Here is a 17,655-nt window from a genome sequence, read left to right as displayed (position 1 = left end):
AACCGGATGCTCCCAAATTTTGCCCGTCGGATCGTTCTGCTCAACCCACTTTTCCGCACACGCTTGCGAGGCAAAGAGCCGGCCCCAATCGACGTCGCCAATGTCTGTGGACTCCGGATCGTGCGAGTGGAGCCAAACCGATCCTCGCGCCCGACCGCCTTCCACTTCGTACTCCCAGGCTACGCCTTCGGGGTCGTTTTCCTTGAGCCACCTTTTGGCGACGTCGGCCGATGCAAACACCTTCACCCAGCCGGAATCCTCGATCGTGCGCGGTGCGCGGTCGTGGTAATCGAGGTAGAGCCATACGGTTCTGCCCTCGCGGCGAGCTTCATCATGGCTGCGAACCACCTCGTTCACCCTTTGCCGGTCGGAGCGATCGGCCTCAGGCAGCGACATCACCGCGGCGTACAGTTCGGCAGGAATGTTGCGCCTGTCACGGCGAGGTTTGTGGCGCCATTCCACCCATTGATCGAATGCATCTGACATATGGCTTACCTTCTCGACTTGGCGCGGAATGGACTGTCCATGGTGAAGGCGTCCGGCGCGATCCCGCCCTCGATCCGCTTCCAGGTCACGGGCGCTGCGATCGGAAATCCCTCCCGGGCTCGCGGGGAATAGGTGCCGATGGCCGTGGTACCGCGGCCATTTCGCAGATAATCGAGGAAGATGCGATCGCGACGCTTTGCCTGCGCAGACAAGAGGTAGCGGTGTGGATGGCGCGCTGCGAAAGCGGCCACCAGCTGATGCGCCACCCGATGCGCCTTATCGTGCAGCACCGGCTGATCCAGCGGCGCCATCAGATGGATTCCTTTGCCGCCGGTGAGCTTGGGCCAGGTCTCGAAGCCCTCGCGTTTCATCAGTGTGCGCAGAGCGAGCGCAGTCTCCACGACGGCATCCCAGTCGACGCCCTCCCCGGGATCGAGATCGATGACGATGCGGTCGGCATGCTCGAAGTCCTCGACAGTCGCATTCCACGGGTGCAGCTCGACCGCCCCGATCTCGACAAGGCCCAGAAAGCCTTCCAGGCTGTCAACCCACAGGCGCGTGCCTTCGCCGCCCTCGCGTTTCTGAATCCGGAGCTGGTGCACGGCGGCCGGAATGTCCTTCGGCAGCGGCCCCTTGTGGTAGAAGGTGGTGCCGTGCACGCGACGCACCAGCTTGAGCGGGCGATGGCCGAGGTGCGGGAGGGCTTTCTTCCACACCCTGCGCCAGTAGTCGGCGAGTTCTTCTTTTGACGGCACAACGGCGTCGGGCAGAAGCTGCAGGATGTTCTCTCGGGGGACACCCAGCTTCGGCCGGCCGGCTGCGGACGGCACCAGCCGCGGCGCCTTGACCTTGCGTAGCGCAAGATCGTCTCGAAAACCCTTGAACACGGCTTCGCGAAGCAGACCATCATCGGTCAGCGCGCCATACTGGACCTCGATTTCTAGGGTAGGCTCGACCCACGTCGCCTTGGGCTTTTTGACGGCGACATCGAGCGGCGAGGTCTTCCGAATCAACGGATCCAGCCGCTCGCGCAATTCGCGTGCCGTCGTCTCGGTGTAGCCCGTACGCACCTTGCCGGCGTAGAGCAGCTTGCCATGGTCGTGGCGCCCGACATAGAGGGACGCCACCTTGCGGGGGCGCGCATCCAGCTTTTCGACGAACGCGACAATCGGAAAGGTCTCGCTCTTCTTGCACTTGAGCTTGACCCAGCTGTCCTGCCGCCCCGAGCGATAGGGCTCGCCGAGTCGCTTGGCGACGAGACCTTCAAGCCCCATCTTACAAGCGTTTTCGAAAATCTGCTTGCCGTTCGCCCGAATCCCTTCGACATAGATGAAGGTTTCAGGCGCGCCCTTCAGGAGCCGCTGCAGCAAACGCTTGCGCTCCTCGTACACGACGCCCCGCAGGTCGTAGCCGTCGAGGTACAGGAGATCGAAGGCGTGGTAGCGCACACGCTCGCTTTGCCTCGGGCCGAGCTCCCGCCTGAGCTGCTGGAAATCCGGCAGGCCGCCACTGCCGTACACCACGGCCTCGCCGTCCATGATCGCGCTGTTTGCCTTGAGCAAGTGGGCGCTCGCTGCGATCGAGGAGAACTGCTCCGTCCAGTCAAGGCCCGTGCGCGAGTAAACTTTGATGTCGCCCTCTTCCAAGTGCAGTTGTGCGCGGTAACCGTCGGCCTTGATCTCGTAGACCCAGTCTTCGCCGCGCGGCGGCTTTTCACGCAACGTGGGATCACACGGCTCGATGTAACCTGGAATAGCAGCTCTGATGGCGCCATGGACACGCGATACTCTCAAACGAGACTGACGCAACGCCACGGCACACATGCCGATTCAACGCCGTCGCCCTGCTTCGTTCCGTGTCGCGCCTACACTCGTTCGGAACGCGGGTTGTCTCTGAGCGTTGGCGGGCTGTGGGCGCGGGAAGGAGCGAGCGCGATGATAGAATCGGAGACCCTGCTGGAGAAATGTCCCCAATGCGGCGCATGGCCTATGGCGGCGAACATCCAAAAGTCCGCTGCCGCGCAACGCGAAATCCAGTTCAGGTGTCGGAGGTGCCAGGCGGAGGAGGCCGGCCGGCCCGTCGACCAACGTCCCCGCTGCGCGCTGCCTGACACCACGCGGCCAAAGCACCGGGGGTCTTATCACCGTCCCCTTTCGAGGTGCCGGGTTCTCGCCCGGCGGCGAGACCAGGCTGACCAGGCTCGATCCGAATGGTCCCCACGAGGAAGGCGAGTAACTCGCGAGCTTTCAATCCACAGCATCGGGCGTCTGGAACGTAATTGACGTTCCGGCTTTTTGCTCCGTGGTAGTCGGAGGGAAGTGCGATGAAATCGACGAGCGCTCTCGCATTGGCACTTGTCGTCTCGACAGCGACGGCGTCGGCGCAGCCGGTGCGATGGACCAAGTACACCATTCCCCAGACCGGCACCTCGATGGATTTCCCATCTTCGGTCTTCACGGAAGAAGCTGGCCGACCCGACGGCTACGGGCAACGGTTCCGAACCGCCGACGGGCGGGCCGACATCACGATCCAGGCTGCGCCCAACGTCGAGAACGATTCACCCGCGGCCTTTCTCGCCAAAAAACATCCGCCTTCACGCATTCAGTACAAGCGAGTGACACCACGGTTCTTTGCGGTCTCCAGCTACAGGGGCGACAAGGTCTGGTACAACCGCTGCAACTTCTCGGGGCGGCTGATCCATTGCCTCCTGATCAACTATCCCGCAGAAGAGGAGCGCGCCTGGGACAACACCGTCACTCGTATGAGCCTATCGCTCAGCGGGAGGTAATTGCCGGGGCTCGCGCAGAACATCTCCGCGCGTCCCTTTCACAAGGTGCTCAGGTCTTCCGGCACGTCGCCGAACTTGCGGATCACGGTTGCGTCTCCGAATTCGCCTGTAGCCGGATCCCCGCTGCGGCTGAAGGCCACTGCGCCAACAATGCCAGGCTTTCGCGAAAGCGCCTCGGCCTTCATCACGGCGGCTTGGGATTGAAGCATTCGACGGCTTCGCCGGCAGCGATACCGTCATCCGAAGGAAGGAACGGCAGAGCCACATAGTAGGTCACCGCGGGCATGTCAGTCGTACCAATCCTTCCGGTCGCGCGGTACGTCGAACCGGCCGCGCGAATAGCCGGCAGAAATCGAAGCCCGCAGCTCTTCCACCTGCGTCTCCAGGAAGCCATTCGCGATGATGAGCGCCTTGAGAGCTTCCCGAGCGTCGCCCCCACAGGCCGCAATCGCCTGGTCGGCGGCGTCCTCCAAGTCGAAGCTGGCCGGTTCGGATGCCATGGGTTGGGTCATCGGTGCATGTTCTCATTTTGTTCGTAAGAGTCAAGGCTGCCCGCCACGTCTGCCAGGCGCTTGACCGGGCGTGCCCTCAATTTGGCGGTGGACGCCTGCGGGCAGTGTCGGAACTGTGTCGCGCCGTTCGTCTTGAGTCCAAGTCCCCGTACCTGGAGCGTTGCGTAACCATGGCCCCGCGAGCAAACTGGAAAGGCTTCCTGCGTCTGTCCCTCGTCACCTGCCCGGTCGCGCTCTATCCGGCGACGTCGGAGAGCGAGAAGATCTCGTTCAACCAGCTCAACCGGCAGACCGGCCACCGCATCAGGTACCTCAAGGTCGACGCCGACACCGGCGACGAGGTGCCGAACGAGGACATCGTCAAGGGCTACGAGCTCGAGAAGGGCCAGTACATCGAGGTCTCCAAGGAGGAGCTCGAGGAGATCGCGCTGGAGTCGACCCGGACCATCGAGATCGACGAGTTCGTCTCCCGCAGCGACATCGATCCGCGTTACCTGATCCGTCCCTACTACATCCGCCCGGACGGCAAGGTCGGGCACGACGCCTTCGCCGTGATCCGGGAGACCATCCGCGAGATGGACAAGGTCGCGATCGGACGGGTGGTGCTGACCAACCGCGAGCACATCATCTCGCTCGAGCCGATGGACAAGGGGCTGGTCGGCACGCTGCTGCGGTATCCTTACGAGGTGCGCAGCGAGCAGGAATATTTCGATGAGATCCAGGACGTGAATGTCACGAAGGACATGCTCGATCTCGCCCGGCACATCGTGAACCAGAAGGCCGGCAACTTCGAGCCGGAAAAGTTCGAGGACCACTACGAGTCCGCGCTGATCGAGCTCATCAACCAGAAGCGAGCCGGCAAGCCGATCACCCCGAAGGACAAGCCGGCGGCCACCAACGTTGTCAACCTGATGGAGGCGCTGCGTCGGAGCGTTGGTCAGGAGGCCGCGCCGGCGAAGGCAAGCAAGGCTGCCAAGAAGCCGCCGAGGGCGGGGGCCGGACAGAAGGAGATGCTCATGCCGATTGCCGGCAAGAAGCCGCCCAAGGAGGCGGCAGCGAAAAAACCGGCCGCCAAGTCGCAGCGGAAGTCTGCCTGACAGAGAGTAGGAGAGCCGCATGGATATGAAGGAAGCCTCGGCGATGACGGAAGCTTCCGGCTTGGTCGACGAGCAGGGTGGGATGGAACGATCTTCTGGAGCGACATCCAAGGCTGACGCGGGAGCCGCGCGCCGGTCAAGCCCGCCGTCTGCTTCGGATGCAGCGATGCGCTTCGCAGATCAGCTCCGCGAGGTGACCGTGAAAGCCCCGCTGCGTTCTCTGCTTGTCGCCTTTCTGATGGGAGCTTGGATTTCACGTAGGCGGTAGGGCCGACGGGCGGTTCAATTCAGGCGCCGGATCGGGAGCCTCACAACGGTCTTGCACCCGGCGTGTCGCGGGTCGCGCGATAAATCGCCCTGCATCTGAGCGGCTAACAAGCGCACCAGGCGGGATCCCATCCCCTGAGAAGGCTCTGGAGGACAGCCGACGCCGTCGTCCTCTACGACGAGCTCAACGCCGCCGCCGGTTTGGGCCAACGTTACCTTGACCGTGCCTCCGCGATCATCGGGAAAAGCATATTTGATGGCATTCGTGACGAGCTCGTTGACGATCAGGCCGATCGAGACAGCATCGGACGAGTTGACCTCGAGCTTGTCTGCGCTCACCAGCACCGCTATCGGCCGCACATCCCGGAGCATGTCACCCAGCGTGCGGCAGAGGTCTTCGAGGTAGGCGGCCATTTCCACTGAGCCACCGTCATTGTCACCCCGCAGCCGCTCCTGGGCGCGCGCGATCACCGCGACGCGGGCGACGGCGGCCTGCAACGCGGCTCTCACATTGGGATCGCTCTGCGCCCTCGCCTGCAGCGTGAGAACGGAAGAGACCATGAACAGGTCGTTCTTGGTCCTGTGGCTCAGCTCCTCCAGCAACAGGCTCTTCTGCGTCTCGGAGCGGGCGAGCTTTTGAATAGCCTGCCGCAGCGCCTCGGTGACTGCCGAAATGGTGAATCCCGTAACGATGAAAATCGACAACGGCACGAATTCGCGGATGTCGATCTCGAAGCTCTCACTTGGAGCGATGAACAGGTATGCCGCGAGGACAGCGCTTACGATCGTCGCGAAAAAGCCCGAGCCTCGATCGAACAGAAGAGCCGATAGAAACACCGCCGGGAAGAACAACAGAACAGGGTAATGTTGAAGTTCGTCCGAGAGCGACAGGCGCAACAAGGTTGCGACGCCCACGATCAGCAGGGTGGCCGCATATCGGACCGCCACCGAATATTGTTCCTTGGGAAGGAGGCTGACCAGCAGGTTTTCCATAGAGGATCATGCGTGGCGCCGTGTGCTAGTTCCAGGGATTGGCCCAGCCAAAAAGGGCTTCATCAGAATGGCCGGCCTTCTTTCGTCGACCATCCGACCACAACCGGTCTTCACACCGATTGAAGAGGCATAGAGAAGGTAAACCGGGTCTCCTCAGACGTCGAGGTCACGGTCAACTTACCCTTGTGAGCTTCTGCGATCTGGGACGCGATATAGAGGCCTAGCCCTAGGCCCTGACGGCTGGCGCGGGCCTTTCCGCGAAAGAACGGCTCAAACAGCTTGTCCATCGCCTCCGGCGGGATGACATCCCCTGCGTTGGAGACCCAAAGTTCGAACGTCGTCGCGGTCGTCTCGGCATGGACCACGACTGGCTTGTTCGAGGACCCGTGCGTCAGCGCATTGCCCACCAGGTTGGATAGCAGCTGGCCTATCCTGGTACGATCGCAATTCACGGGCCGATCGATCTCGAATTCGGCTTCGATCACCCGGCCGGGCGTTGCCAATCTGAGCTCGTCGACCACCTGGGCAAGGGTGCGTTCCAGCGGTTCACTCGTGTTGCGGTCGAGAGATATTCCGCCGCCAAGCCGGCCGCGCGCGAAGTCGAGCACGTCGTCGATCAGCGCGGACATCCGCATCACGGTCGTCTGCATCATGGCGATGATCTGGCGCTCCTTCTCGCTCTGGACGGTGCGGTCCAGGATGCGGGCGCCTGCGCTGATGGAGGCGAGCGGGTTGCGAAGGTCGTGGCCGAGAACCGCGATGAACTGCTCGCGCAGCTCGGAGGCCTGGTTCTCGCGCTGAAGCCGCTCCTCGATCGCCTTCTCGGCCGCTTTGGCCAGCTCGCGGGCCGCGAGCAGCTCCAGCTCGTACCGCCGCCGATCCGTCGCCTTGATCAGCGCAAGCCGTATCAGCAGCAGCTTGCCGTCGGCATCGCGGCGCTCGTTCGCGTTCGCGATCATCTGCAACGGGGTATCGTCCGCGTCCAGCATGTCGATAGCGAACTCCTGGAAGGAGCCCTGCATACGCAAAAGGGGCGCGATGTGGGTCTCGTAGTAGATGCGGCCCGGCATGGTCAGGAAGTCGCTGAAGCGCTTGCCGATCATCTGCTCGGCCGAACGTCCGCTCCAGTCAAGGAAGGTCCGGTTCACCTGATCGACGCGACCGTTTGCCTGCAGGGTGATGTACCCGCACGGTGCGTTCTCGACCAGGTCCTGGAAGTCGGGGCCGCAGACGCCCACTAGACGAACGTCCGCATCGCCTCGATCACTTCATCGGGCGCGCTGAGGTTGGGACAGTGGCCGGTCGCCTTCAGGACGATCATGCGGCTCTTGGGAATGTTGCGGTTGACGTAGTCGCCGACCTCCTGGGAGGCGATGATGTCCTCGCTGCACTGCAGGACCAAGGTGGGCACCCCGACGCCCGGCAGATCCTTGCGGTTGTCGGACGTGAAGGTCACCCGGGCGAACGCCTTTGCGATTTCAGGGTCCGTTCGGCAGAAACTGTTGGTCAGTTCCTCGCCAAGCTCCGGCCGATCCGGATTCCCCATGATCGCCGGCGCCATCTGCGTGGACCAGCCCATGTGGTTGGATTCCAGAAACTGCAGCAGTTCCTCGATCTGCTTGGCGCTGAAGCCCCCTACATAGCCGTCGTCGTCGATGTAGCGGGCCGAGGGGCCGATAAGCACCAGCTTTCCGAACATGCCCTGCGACTTTTGCTCGGCGAGCAGGCCGATCATGCTGCTGACAGAGTGCCCGACGAACACCGCATCCCTCAGCTCCAGTTCGCGGCCGATTTCGACCACGTCGTCGGCATAACCCGCAAGGCTCGAATACTTGGTGCGATCGTATGCGGAAAGATCCGAACCGCCGGCGCCGACGTGATCGAACAAGACCGTCTTGAACTCCTTCTCGAAGGCGGGCGCCACAAACCGCCACATGTTCTGGTCGCAACCGAAGCCGTGCGCGAAGATCATCGCCCGATCGCCCTCGCCACGGACGTGTACGTTGTTGCGTTTGATCACGCCTGACATGTGCACTCCTGACTCGTTGCGGGCCTGTCGCCGCACCTTAGCCGCGCTTGGTGGAAAAATGCGAGTGCCCGGGCGCGCAAAAGAGATGCCCAGATTGGCTGGTCTAGTGCGAAATGTTCCGGGTTCCCCTCGCCATCTCTCTCACAGCGCTGACGATCGCGTCGGGATGGTACGGCTTCTGCAAACATCGGCTGCCCGGTACGGGACGGGCCGCGACCGGCGAGTACCCCGTGGCGTAGATCACGGGTAGGTCGGGGTCGTGCTCGCGGCAGCGCTCCGCGATCTCCCATCCATCGATGCGGCCCGGCAGCCTGATGTCCGTGACGAGAAAATCCGGGTCGTGCCCTCCGCACCAGGCGAGCGCCTGCTCCCCGTCCTCCGCCTCGACAACCTCGAATCCTTCCTCGCGCAACGCCTCGACGACGAATTCTCGAATTAGTTCATCGTCCTCGACGACAAGTATGCGCACAGGCGGTGCCTCAAACATTTGATTTACGTGCGGAATCAGGAACGGCCGGCGACCTGGGATGTTCCGGCCCGATCTGCCCAGGCACTCAGGGCAAACGTCGCCAACCGTCGATTCGTTGGTCGGGCGTGGCGCTGTGCTGCAGTTGCTCAATCCGGTCTGGCGAGCAATTCGGCCAAAGCGGATTGTAGTTCACCTACCTTGAACGGCTTGTGAAGCATGCGCGAATGTTGGCTTTCCTGCACGGCAGTGAGCGCTGCGGTTTCCGAGTAACCACTCGCGAAGATGATCGGCAGATCGGGACGGATCTGTCTGGCTCGCTTCGCCACATCCGCACCGTTCATGCCGGGCATCGCGAAGTCCAGTATCATCGCTGCAGGAGCGATCGCTTGGAAAACCTTCAGCGCCGACGCGCCGTCCTCCGCGACGAGGGATGAGTACCCCAGGGTCTCCAGCGAATCGGTGAGGAAGGCACGCACGTCAGGATCGTCATCGACGATCAGCACCGTGGCCGCAGGCTCCGGTTCGGCCTTGGCCGAATGCTCCTCGGCCTGCCGCGGCTGGACCTCGGTCCTGCGTAGGTAAAGCCGCACGGTCGTTCCGGTACCCGGCGAGCTGTCGATCCTCACGGCGCCTCCTGATTGATGAAGCGTGCCGTAGACCTGACTGAGGCCGAGGCCGGTGCCTTTGCCGACGTCCTTCGTCGTGAAGAACGGCTCGAAAGCACGTTCCGTGATCTCTGCGCTCATGCCGGTCCCCGAATCCTTCACCGACAGCTCGACGTAGTCGCCATCCTGTAGTTCGGGATCGCCCGTGAGGCGGCACGGACGGGCGGCGACGACGAGTTCGCCTCCCTCCGGCATGGCATCACGCGCGTTCAGGGCGAGATTGAGCACGGCCAGTTCGAGCTGCGTCCGATCTCCCTCGGCGAAGACGCCGTCGGTGTGGAGATCCATGCGGAGCTCGATTGACGGTCCGATGGTCCTGCGGAGCAGGTCAGCGAAGCCGGTGAGCGCGCTCGAGATGTCGATCGATGCGATATCCAGTTTCTGGGTGCGGGAGAACGCGAGCAGCTGTCCGGCGAGGCGCCCGCCGCGGTCGGCGGCCTTCAGTCCCGCCTCCGCCCATCGGCTGACACGGCCCGCATCGTCTGGCTTGCGCCGGATCAGATCGAGGCTGCCGGTGATGCCTTGGAGAAGGTTGTTGAAGTCGTGAGCTATCCCGCCCGTCAGCTGGCCGACAGCCTCCATCTTCTGCGCCTGGCGCAGCGCGACGTGGGCGCGCTCGAGTTCGCGGCTCCGCTCCATGACCCGCTGCTCGAGCTTCTCGTTCAGGTCCCGCAGGCGAGCCTCGCTATCCCGGAGTGCCGCCTCGGCGCGCACGCGCTCGGTCGTCTCCGAGACGATGCACAGCACGCCTCCGACGCCGCCATCGCCGTCCGGAACGGCCGAGTAGGAGACCTCGAAATAGACGGTCTCTCCGAAGCCGTGCCGCTCGATGTAGAACGGCCGATCCTTGGACGAAAACGTTCTTCCGGTGTCCCGTACGCTCCGAAGCAGCGGCTCCAGATCGTCCCAAAGCTCGCTCCAGCTCTCCTTTGCCGGGCGAGCGAGAGCGCGAGGGTGTTTGTCGCCGATGGTGGGGGCGTAGGCGTCGTTGTACAGGGCCACGAACTCCGGACCCCAAAACAGCACGATCTGGGCTTCCGCCCGAAGCAGCATGGACAGGGTCGTCTTAAGCTCGGCCGCCCAATTCTGCGGGTTGCCCAGTGGCGATCGAGACCAATCGAACTCCCTCAGCAGGGCCCCGATGCGGCTGCCCGTCGAAAAGATCGCTGTCTCGGAGGAGGTCCCCATGGTGCCCCGGTCATCGAGCGAGCCGAGGCTCGAATGGATTACGTTAGAAATGCAATCTTTCACAATGCTTTAGGGGCTGTTTGGTTCCGAGGCTGCGCGACCCGCTTCCGAGCTCACCTTGCCCCAGCACGGCCGCAAGGTTCTGTCGGTAGCCTTGATGCGCAGAAGCGCTATCCGCTGTGGATCGGACCTGCGGGCGCTTACGCCCGAGCGCACTCGGCGGAGGAGCCAGTCTATTCCATGTCGGAGGGGCATTCCGGGCAGGTATCGCCGATCGAGTCCAGCACTTGGCGGAGCTCGGCCACCGCGTCATCCGGAGACAAGCTGGTTGGTGGCTCCTGTCTGGCCAGATCCAAGGCGTGCTCCCGCGCATGTGGGTCGGCACGGTCCTTCGCCCAGCCGTGCTCATCGCATTCGTGGATGGCGCCGGCCTCCTGCAGCACCGAGATGGCCCAGCCGCGCAGCGTCCGGATCGCCTTTGGTTTTTCCCTCTTCATCAGCTTCAGATAGCTCCTGCCGAGGACGAATCCTTGGGACCACCGCCTCGTTCCTGGCGGTTAGCACGGGTCAGGGATTCCGGATTGCTGAGGCTCCGGGTTTGTCCACCTGTTCCGCCGAGCCTGTGCAGAACCTCACGGGGTCTGCGCCGGGTCTTCCTTTACACCACCGGCAACGATGCGGAGCGCGCCGTCCGGAAGCGGGCCGCTGCGTGTGGGCACGCTCGCGGCGCCCCTGATGCCTGGATCCTCGAAACCGAGACCATCGCTTGCAGATTTCGTACGGAGCTAATGCCGGACCGCATAGAGCGGTGTCCGGACCGTTAGCAGATAGGCTGCCTTCGGTGCCCAGGCGATCTCTGCGGTTATACCGAACAGTCTGTTGTCGTTGTCGTCCATCCGGTCGAGATCGAACCTCACGATCGGCTGGGTAAAAGGTTGAAACGGGGTTACGTTCAGAAGCTGTGCCCCACCGAACGACTGGACGCCGACACGACCGGTGAATTTCCAGTTGTTGTCCCACTGATAATAGCCGCCGACATAGCCGATGAAGTTGGGATGGATCCTAGCGCGCGGGGAGTCGACCTCGATCCTGGTGTACTGGACACCGGCAAGGAATCCTTTGGTCTCGTCCTTGTTCAGCGCGTAATCGAACTCCACGATGTTGTTGAAGGACGTCGTCGCAAGAGGAGAATCCGGCACCGACCTTGTGTAGGTCGACTGCAGCGTGACTGTCGGTATCGATCCGCCATTTTGTTGATAGAAATCGGCCTGTAGTCCCACATTCCAGCTGCTGGCGGCGAAGGTCGACCAATCGGACGTGCCGCTTTGCGAGGTGCTTCCGGTGAAGCCGCTGTACAAGGAGACCCGGTCACTGACATCGACGGTAAAGGGAACATCCATCGAAATATTTTGGCCCGCCGGCGAGGACAGCGCAGGGAGGCTCTGAACGGTTGGAGAGTTCGTGACCCCAGCGAGCGTCCGTAGCGTAGCGAGCGCGCCGGACAATGAGGGATTGCTGAAGCCGATCGAGAGCGTGTTCGCCGGCACCTTCGCGTAGTTGGTCCGCAGGTCCAGGTAGATGTTCGGCAGTGCCGCCGTGCTTGCCGCTCCGTCGTCACCATCGCCGTTGCTGCTGCCGTTGTCCTTGCTCAGCGCGGCGTTCGAAAGGCAGAGTGACGCCACTCCGGCGAGCATCGGCCCGCGGGGGGACTTGATTCAGAGTTGATGCGCACCTCCCAGCACGGCCAAATTCCGAAGAAATGGACCAGCGCTTGGCCGCAGCGGAAGGCTGCCGGTCGAACGACCCGGACTCTCCACAGGTGTGTCGAGGTCACCGCCTTCTTAATCGAGGCGTCTTGGGTTCTGTCCGCTTGCTGGGGACGTGCGCTTTCAATGTCAGGTTGGCCAGCGTCACTTTGCGACCTTTTACCGAGCGGACTTCGATGGGTGCCAAGGGATATTGATCCCTGTTGTCGATCATGTCGGCAGGGTATCGGTCCTCTGGAAACAGCCATCGGTCGCCCCATTGCCGGAGCGCAATAATCGTCGTGAAGAGGTCTTGGCCCTTCTCCGTAAGAACGTATTCTTGACGCTTTGCATCGCTTGCAATTGGACGGCGCTCAAGAACACCGCCGTCGACCAGTTCTTGTGAAAAAAGCAATAATATGTCGCCGTGTGTACACATCCTCTTGGCGTGCACAGAAACGGCCATGCTGAACCCAGCAGATCTTTCCCTATCCCGAACAATTCGAAGAACTTGCTGACGTCTCCGTCAAGCTCACGCTCCATGTGCGCGCCGTGAGCGGCAACCAAACAGCCTTCCTTGAAGCGCATTGATTGCTCGAACTGGTCAAGTGCCTCCTCTGACAGATGGCCAAGCACGCCCCATTTTTCCTGTCTCGCCCGGGACCATGATTCCGGATCGTAAATGAGCTCGGCGTGGGGGGCTGTCTCACCCATCCGGATATATTCATCGGCGGTACTGGCAAGTTTCATGGGCTTTCCGTCCTATCGGGTTGGTTTACGCGCTTCCCTCTCATAGCTCCGAACAACGCAGGCCCCTCAGAACCCTCTGATTCTTAGGTTTCTCAACTGAAGCTGTTGAATAATCACGTCCAGACGCTTCTTCGCGTCATCGGAAACGTTGCTGCCGCCCTTTACGACAGATCGCTTTTCATAGCGGTAGGCCTTCGCCGTCGGAGGCTTCGGCTCGTCGCCGGTAAGCGGCACTTCGGTCGGTTTCGCTTCTCCGGGCTGCCCTTCGGCCGGCTTTGGTTTCACTGGCACCCTGACGTAGCTCGTGACCCGCTTCGGCGGGGAGATTCCAGCGTCGGCCAGTGCAATTTGAAGGGTGTTTACCGTTCGGCGATCAATCGACAATCCGGCCTTGCCTGATGCCCTTGAGAACGTGAAGCCTGGCGTTATGCCTGCCGTGAGGTCGAGATCGAATTCGAGCGTGTAGCCGATAGCCTTGTCCTTGTCTTTGAACACGGCGCCTTCATCAGTCTTGAGGGACAGCGTTCGCAAAACCCACTCATGCAGACCCAGAGAATCTTCGAGCTGATTGCGGGGGGCAATGGGACAGGCTTCGGCGAATGCGAGCAATTCGTAGACAGGAAAATAGACGTTCACCAGCGATGTCTGCACTGATTTACCGGTGGCACCCGCACTGATGTCCAAGCCATATGTTCCGGCGTTGAAGGGGCCTGTAAGGCTGGTGCTTGGAAGAACGGATCCTGTGTGGTCGACTTCAAGGGTCAGCGTTATCACTCCGACCCAAGACTGGAGGGTCGGCGCTTCGCTGAGCGCCGCTCCGAGTTCACACTTCACACGATCGACAACTCGGTTGATCGAGATGCCATCGTATTGTTCCGTCGGCGGGAAAACGACACATCCCGCCAGAAGAAAACTGATGCACGCGAACGGTGCTAACCGCGCTGCCATACCGAGCCCCCACCCGACTTCGAAATGTTTCACAACCACCAATAGTGCGTCAAGTCTCGAGACTATGCTCACTGATGAACGTTCCCTCAGCGTTAGCGCGGCTTGAATGTGTTTCGGCGTGGGGTCTCAGCCATGATCGGCGTGGGGGTACCATCACCTGAATTCAATGAAATCAAGTGCCTGAAGGGGTCCCGACGGCGCCGATGGGGGTCAATTTTCGATGCAGCGGGCGCCGCGCGCGATCAACTGTCGGCGATGGAACGAGAGCACGGTGCCGCCGCCGCGCGCAAGGAGCAACGTTGGCAGATGCTCACTCATATCGTAGAGGCGGGCGCCGCCGCGCAAGCCGCGCTCAAGGGACGGCAGATTGGTCGGCGCAAATATTCGGTGTCATCGGGCAACATGGCAAAGGTGCGCGGCATGCTCGAAGCGCTGTTGCCTCACTCGGCTGTTGACGTCGACGCGCTCGACGCCGACAAGGTCGCTTTCAATGTGATTAACGGCACGCTGCGATTTGTCTATGACGAGGTGCCTGATCCCGATGCGCCGGATCATTCCGACAAGACAATCAAGCGATGGCGCGTCGACCTAACCGAGCATCGCCGCGAGGATCGCATCACCAAGATTGCGCCGGTCGAGTATGATCCCGCCGCGGGGTGTCCGATGTTCATGGCGGCCGTCAAGCGATTCCTGCCCGTCGAGGCTGTGCGCGACTTTGTGCAGCGATATCACGGCTACGCCTTGACCGGCATGACGGGCGAGCAATGCTTCGTGTTTAGCTACGGCACCGGCGGCAATTGGAAGTCGACTTTCGTCGATATTGTTGCGCGCATCATGGGGCCTTACTGCGCGACCATCGACTTTGCATCGCTATCCGGCGATCAGCAACGCAACGGGTCGGGCGCGACGCCTGATCTCGCGCGCTTGCCCGGCGCGCGCCTCGTGCGAGCGTCTGAGCCCGAGCGCGGGGTTCAGTTCAAAGAGGCCCTGATCAAATCATTGACCGGCGGCGAGCCGATGCTCGTGCGATCGCTTAACAAAGAGTTCTTCGAGTTCCGGCCGACGTTCAAGCTTGTTCTATCGGGCAACCACAAGCCCGAGATCAGCGGCGTGGACCATGGCATTTGGCGCCGCGTCAAGTTTGTGCCGTGGCCGGTGACGATCGCCGACTACGAAAAACGACCGATGGACGAGGTACTCGCCGAACTGTGGGAGGAACGCGCGGGCATCCTGAATTGGCTCCTCGCCGGCGCTCTCGAGTATCTCAACGCGGAAGGATTGAAAACGCCGCAAGAGGTGATCGACTCGACGGCGGGATATCGCGAGGAAATGGACCCTGTCGGCACATTCCTCGGCGCGTGCGTCGATGGTGTGCCGGCCCTCTCGGACGGCAAGCCGTCGGCAACGGTGACGGCTCGCTCGATGTATGACGCTTTTGCGGCCTGGGCAGTTGCTAACGCGGTGCGGCCGTGGAAAGAAAAAAGCTTCGCAACCGCGATGTCGCAAAAGGGATTCGCTAAAGAGCGCGTCGCATCCGGCACGCGATACGTTAACGTGCGGCTGCACGACGTTCCCACTGTTGCACGCGCGCATCGCAATGATCCGCCGCCAAACATGGGCGACGACGATGCCGCTCCCGTTTGATGTTGGGTTAAGCGCGCCGATGTTGGGTCGATTCGCAACCCAACATCGGCAAAAACCGCAGCCGAAACAAAGGGCTAGGCGAGGCGCAATGTTGGGATGTTGGGTCTTTCGAAAAACCTGCCTCTCTATAATTTGCGGTGCCGGGGCAATGATCAAAGCTCTCTATATGTGCATATAGCTTAACCCTACATCCCAACATCTAGACTGTTAGTTATATGAAAGGACTAAGGAATTTTCGATGTTGGGTTCTTCCCAACCCAACATCAACCCAACATCCCAACATTAGACAACCCGGGGGAATTAGTCGCGTCGAAGGCAAGAGCGACATTGAGTAGCTGTTGCAATGGACGTTCCGTGATGCGTCGCCGAAGCCGAGGCGATCTCGGCGTCCGTGGGACAGGATCACCGCGCTCGGTGTGCGCGTCGATGTCAGCGGCCACGGCGACGGCCTCGGCTTCCTGGGCGGCGAGCCGCATCGCGACGCGATCCTCGTCGCCGATGCGATCCGTGCGCTCGACACCGGCGCGCGCATCGGTGAAACCGTCGACGAGGCGCTTGCGCTGTTCGGCGACTTCGCGGGCATCGCGCACGAGGCGGCGCGCGCGATTACGCGCTCGACGTTCGATCAACGCTCGATCGTGATGTCGTGCGCGGCGATGGGCACGCGGCCGAAATGGCAATTCGAATTGCCGACGCCGAAACAGATGTTCGCGCCCTCGATCGGCGGCGCGCCGCGCGCGATCGTGTACGGCATCGATGCCGACGGCGATCTCGTCGAGGTGCGGCCGGGCGCCGATGGCCGCTATCGTTTGAAGGCGCGCCCGCGCTCGCCGTTGAATTGGTGCTTGCCCTCGCCGCTGCACATCGGCGAGTGCCGCGCCGAATGGATCGCGTGGCATCATGCGCTCGTCACGCTCGCGCGTGATCTTTCCGGCGCGCTCGACGCGTTCGATGTTGTGTCGACCGCGTTGCCGCTGCGGCCGTGGGATCATCCGATTGTCGAGTCGCGCATCATTGCCGGCCGCGATTTCTCGAAATGCGAAGTCGAGCCGGGCCTCGTGCCGCGCCGGCCGGCATCCGGCGGCAAGCCGATCGAGTCGCCGATCGAGGCGGAAACGGTCGCGTCATACAATCGGGCGAGCCGCGAAAAAGGTCGCCGATCCGCTGCAATCTAAGGGGTTTGCCGCGATCCCGTGTCCGGGTGATTTGATTTCATGGGAAAGTCTTGACATAACCCCGGACGTTCCAAAAGGTCTTGAAAACCAAGCCCGCCCGCACAAAGCGCGGCGGGCTTTGCAATTCTGCACCGTCAAGGAAAACGACCATGCGCGAGATTTAACTCTCTCGTTTGTTTCGTCTGTATCGCCGTTTGATCCGGGGTGTTGATCCCGGCGGCGCTTGTGACTGATTACCGGCCATAAGCCGGCGCCATAGCAACCCTAGCCCGAGGGCCTGTTGCATCCTACTGTTGACGCAACGCGACGCATGCCTCGATCTTATCTCGATAGGGCCGACACGGTTTCGCCCGTGCCTTGGATGAGGGATAAGCGACGCAACGCCTCGCAATGCAAAATGGCTGACGCCCGAGCAATCGCACGCTCGTTAAACACGGCGAGCAACTGCCACTTAGGCGGCGCATGGTACGGGCGTTACCCGGCCTAGCCCGCCTCCCCGAGGCGAATCTCGGGGCACCAATTCAGTTTCATCGCGCGCACGGCTCTCGGCCTTCAAGTCAGAATGCCTAGCGCACTTTGCCGGGTTAGCTCGCGCGATGATCATTTTGTGAGGTGTGTCATGGGTTGCCGCTGCAATGAACGCAAACAAGCGATCGTGCGCGGCGTTTCCGCCGCCGTGCGTGGCGACGTGAAAGGCGCTGCACAGTCGGCCGCCTTCTTGTCGCGCACTTTGGTGCAAGATGCGCGTTCGGGCGCTCTCCGCACGGCGGCGGCTGCAAAACTGGCGAGCTTGCGCCCAGGCGTGAGGCGCTAACATGGCGTTCTCGATGCTTGAGATCGACGCCCGCGAGATCGACCATCTCGCGAAGTTGTTCAAGCTCGCCGAGGAACGGGCGCCG

General features: G+C 61.9%; 17 protein-coding genes and 1 pseudogene. 5 read left to right on the top strand and 13 right to left on the bottom strand.

Annotated features, from left to right (window positions below):
- Positions 1-486: hypothetical protein (locus AC0L30_RS31250; protein WP_473405977.1), on the bottom strand; the 486-nt coding region annotated here is incomplete at its 3' end.
- A gap of 5 nt (positions 487-491) precedes the next feature.
- Positions 492-2,309, bottom strand: a complete 1,818-nt coding sequence (ligD, locus tag AC0L30_RS31245; RefSeq protein ID WP_473405976.1) for a DNA ligase D — start codon at positions 2,307-2,309, stop codon at positions 492-494.
- Between the two features lie 500 nt (positions 2,310-2,809).
- Between ligD and AC0L30_RS31240 the strand changes: the two genes are divergently transcribed.
- A complete protein-coding gene (locus tag AC0L30_RS31240) occupies positions 2,810-3,274 on the top strand; it encodes a hypothetical protein (RefSeq protein ID WP_247392923.1) in 465 nt (154 codons plus the stop codon).
- Positions 3,275-3,312: 38 nt separating this feature from the next.
- Here AC0L30_RS31240 and AC0L30_RS31235 read toward each other — a convergent pair.
- Together AC0L30_RS31235 and AC0L30_RS31230 are read right to left on the bottom strand one after the other, a co-directional pair.
- Positions 3,313-3,560, bottom strand: a pseudogene (locus AC0L30_RS31235) (hypothetical protein).
- A 1-nt stretch (position 3,561) separates the two neighbouring features.
- Entirely contained in the window at positions 3,562-3,774 is a 213-nt protein-coding gene (locus AC0L30_RS31230; RefSeq protein ID WP_368507401.1) for a hypothetical protein, read from the bottom strand.
- 182 nt (positions 3,775-3,956) lie between these two features.
- Here AC0L30_RS31230 and ku point away from each other — a divergent pair, with 182 nt between their 5' ends.
- Together ku and AC0L30_RS31220 are read left to right on the top strand one after the other, a co-directional pair.
- On the top strand, positions 3,957-4,883 hold the full coding sequence (gene ku / locus AC0L30_RS31225) for a non-homologous end joining protein Ku (RefSeq protein ID WP_473405975.1): 927 nt from the start codon (positions 3,957-3,959) through the stop codon (positions 4,881-4,883).
- Positions 4,884-4,902: 19 nt separating this feature from the next.
- A complete protein-coding gene (locus AC0L30_RS31220) occupies positions 4,903-5,151 on the top strand; it encodes a hypothetical protein (RefSeq protein ID WP_473405974.1) in 249 nt (82 codons plus the stop codon).
- A gap of 14 nt (positions 5,152-5,165) precedes the next feature.
- Here AC0L30_RS31220 and AC0L30_RS31215 read toward each other — a convergent pair whose 3' ends face one another.
- The 9 genes from AC0L30_RS31215 to AC0L30_RS31175 all read right to left on the bottom strand — a co-directional run bounded on the left by AC0L30_RS31215 (position 5,166) and on the right by AC0L30_RS31175 (position 13,937).
- On the bottom strand, positions 5,166-6,143 hold the full coding sequence (locus AC0L30_RS31215; RefSeq protein WP_473405973.1) for a sensor histidine kinase: 978 nt from the start codon (positions 6,141-6,143) through the stop codon (positions 5,166-5,168).
- A 110-nt stretch (positions 6,144-6,253) separates the two neighbouring features.
- Positions 6,254-7,381 (bottom strand): PAS domain-containing sensor histidine kinase, encoded by a 1,128-nt coding sequence (locus AC0L30_RS31210; protein ID WP_473405972.1) that lies wholly within the window; start codon positions 7,379-7,381, stop codon positions 6,254-6,256.
- Complete coding sequence (locus tag AC0L30_RS31205) at positions 7,381-8,172, bottom strand: alpha/beta fold hydrolase (protein ID WP_473405971.1); 792 nt, start codon at positions 8,170-8,172, stop codon at positions 7,381-7,383. The genes AC0L30_RS31210 and AC0L30_RS31205 overlap by 1 nt, the downstream gene beginning before the upstream one ends.
- A gap of 103 nt (positions 8,173-8,275) precedes the next feature.
- Positions 8,276-8,641: a response regulator gene (locus tag AC0L30_RS31200; protein WP_473405970.1), complete on the bottom strand. Its 366-nt coding sequence runs from the start codon at positions 8,639-8,641 to the stop codon at positions 8,276-8,278.
- A gap of 146 nt (positions 8,642-8,787) precedes the next feature.
- A complete protein-coding gene (locus AC0L30_RS31195; protein WP_473405969.1) occupies positions 8,788-10,359 on the bottom strand; it encodes an ATP-binding protein in 1,572 nt (523 codons plus the stop codon).
- 368 nt (positions 10,360-10,727) lie between these two features.
- Positions 10,728-10,991, bottom strand: coding sequence for a hypothetical protein (locus AC0L30_RS31190; protein WP_473405968.1), 264 nt, complete (start codon positions 10,989-10,991; stop codon positions 10,728-10,730).
- A 288-nt stretch (positions 10,992-11,279) separates the two neighbouring features.
- On the bottom strand, positions 11,280-12,188 hold the full coding sequence (locus tag AC0L30_RS31185) for a hypothetical protein (protein ID WP_473405967.1): 909 nt from the start codon (positions 12,186-12,188) through the stop codon (positions 11,280-11,282).
- Positions 12,189-12,324: 136 nt separating this feature from the next.
- Positions 12,325-12,678 carry a winged helix-turn-helix transcriptional regulator gene (locus AC0L30_RS31180; RefSeq protein WP_473406012.1) on the bottom strand — a complete coding sequence of 118 codons (354 nt, stop codon included), beginning with the start codon at positions 12,676-12,678 and terminating at the stop codon, positions 12,325-12,327.
- A gap of 377 nt (positions 12,679-13,055) precedes the next feature.
- On the bottom strand, positions 13,056-13,937 hold the full coding sequence (locus AC0L30_RS31175; RefSeq protein WP_473405966.1) for a hypothetical protein: 882 nt from the start codon (positions 13,935-13,937) through the stop codon (positions 13,056-13,058).
- A 132-nt stretch (positions 13,938-14,069) separates the two neighbouring features.
- Between AC0L30_RS31175 and AC0L30_RS31170 the strand changes: the two genes are divergently transcribed.
- Together AC0L30_RS31170 and AC0L30_RS31165 are read left to right on the top strand one after the other, a co-directional pair.
- A complete protein-coding gene (locus tag AC0L30_RS31170) occupies positions 14,070-15,581 on the top strand; it encodes a DNA primase family protein (RefSeq protein ID WP_473405965.1) in 1,512 nt (503 codons plus the stop codon).
- Between the two features lie 338 nt (positions 15,582-15,919).
- A complete protein-coding gene (locus tag AC0L30_RS31165; protein ID WP_473405964.1) occupies positions 15,920-16,756 on the top strand; it encodes a hypothetical protein in 837 nt (278 codons plus the stop codon).
- The last annotated feature ends 899 nt before the right edge of the window (positions 16,757-17,655 follow it).

It is taken from the genome of Bradyrhizobium sp. MI1.11 (assembly GCF_055811255.1).
The sequence above is the reverse complement of the archived record's forward strand: the minus strand, read 5'-3'. Positions and strand labels throughout refer to the sequence as shown.

Bases quoted from the DNA above. Each gene is read 5' to 3' on its own strand.
- ligD (WP_473405976.1), bottom strand. From the start codon at position 2,309: ATGTGTGCCGTGGCGTTGCGTCAGTCTCGTTTGAGAGTATCGCGTGTC.
- AC0L30_RS31240 (WP_247392923.1), top strand. From the start codon at position 2,810: ATGAAATCGACGAGCGCTCTCGCATTGGCACTTGTCGTCTCGACAGCG.
- AC0L30_RS31230 (WP_368507401.1), bottom strand. From the start codon at position 3,774: ATGGCATCCGAACCGGCCAGCTTCGACTTGGAGGACGCCGCCGACCAG.
- ku (WP_473405975.1), top strand. From the start codon at position 3,957: ATGGCCCCGCGAGCAAACTGGAAAGGCTTCCTGCGTCTGTCCCTCGTC.
- AC0L30_RS31220 (WP_473405974.1), top strand. From the start codon at position 4,903: ATGGATATGAAGGAAGCCTCGGCGATGACGGAAGCTTCCGGCTTGGTC.
- AC0L30_RS31215 (WP_473405973.1), bottom strand. From the start codon at position 6,143: ATGGAAAACCTGCTGGTCAGCCTCCTTCCCAAGGAACAATATTCGGTG.
- AC0L30_RS31205 (WP_473405971.1), bottom strand. From the start codon at position 8,172: ATGTCAGGCGTGATCAAACGCAACAACGTACACGTCCGTGGCGAGGGC.
- AC0L30_RS31195 (WP_473405969.1), bottom strand. From the start codon at position 10,359: ATGCTGCTTCGGGCGGAAGCCCAGATCGTGCTGTTTTGGGGTCCGGAG.
- AC0L30_RS31190 (WP_473405968.1), bottom strand. From the start codon at position 10,991: ATGAAGAGGGAAAAACCAAAGGCGATCCGGACGCTGCGCGGCTGGGCC.
- AC0L30_RS31185 (WP_473405967.1), bottom strand. From the start codon at position 12,188: ATGCTCGCCGGAGTGGCGTCACTCTGCCTTTCGAACGCCGCGCTGAGC.
- AC0L30_RS31180 (WP_473406012.1), bottom strand. From the start codon at position 12,678: ATGTGTACACACGGCGACATATTATTGCTTTTTTCACAAGAACTGGTC.
- AC0L30_RS31175 (WP_473405966.1), bottom strand. From the start codon at position 13,937: ATGGCAGCGCGGTTAGCACCGTTCGCGTGCATCAGTTTTCTTCTGGCG.
- AC0L30_RS31170 (WP_473405965.1), top strand. From the start codon at position 14,070: ATGATCGGCGTGGGGGTACCATCACCTGAATTCAATGAAATCAAGTGC.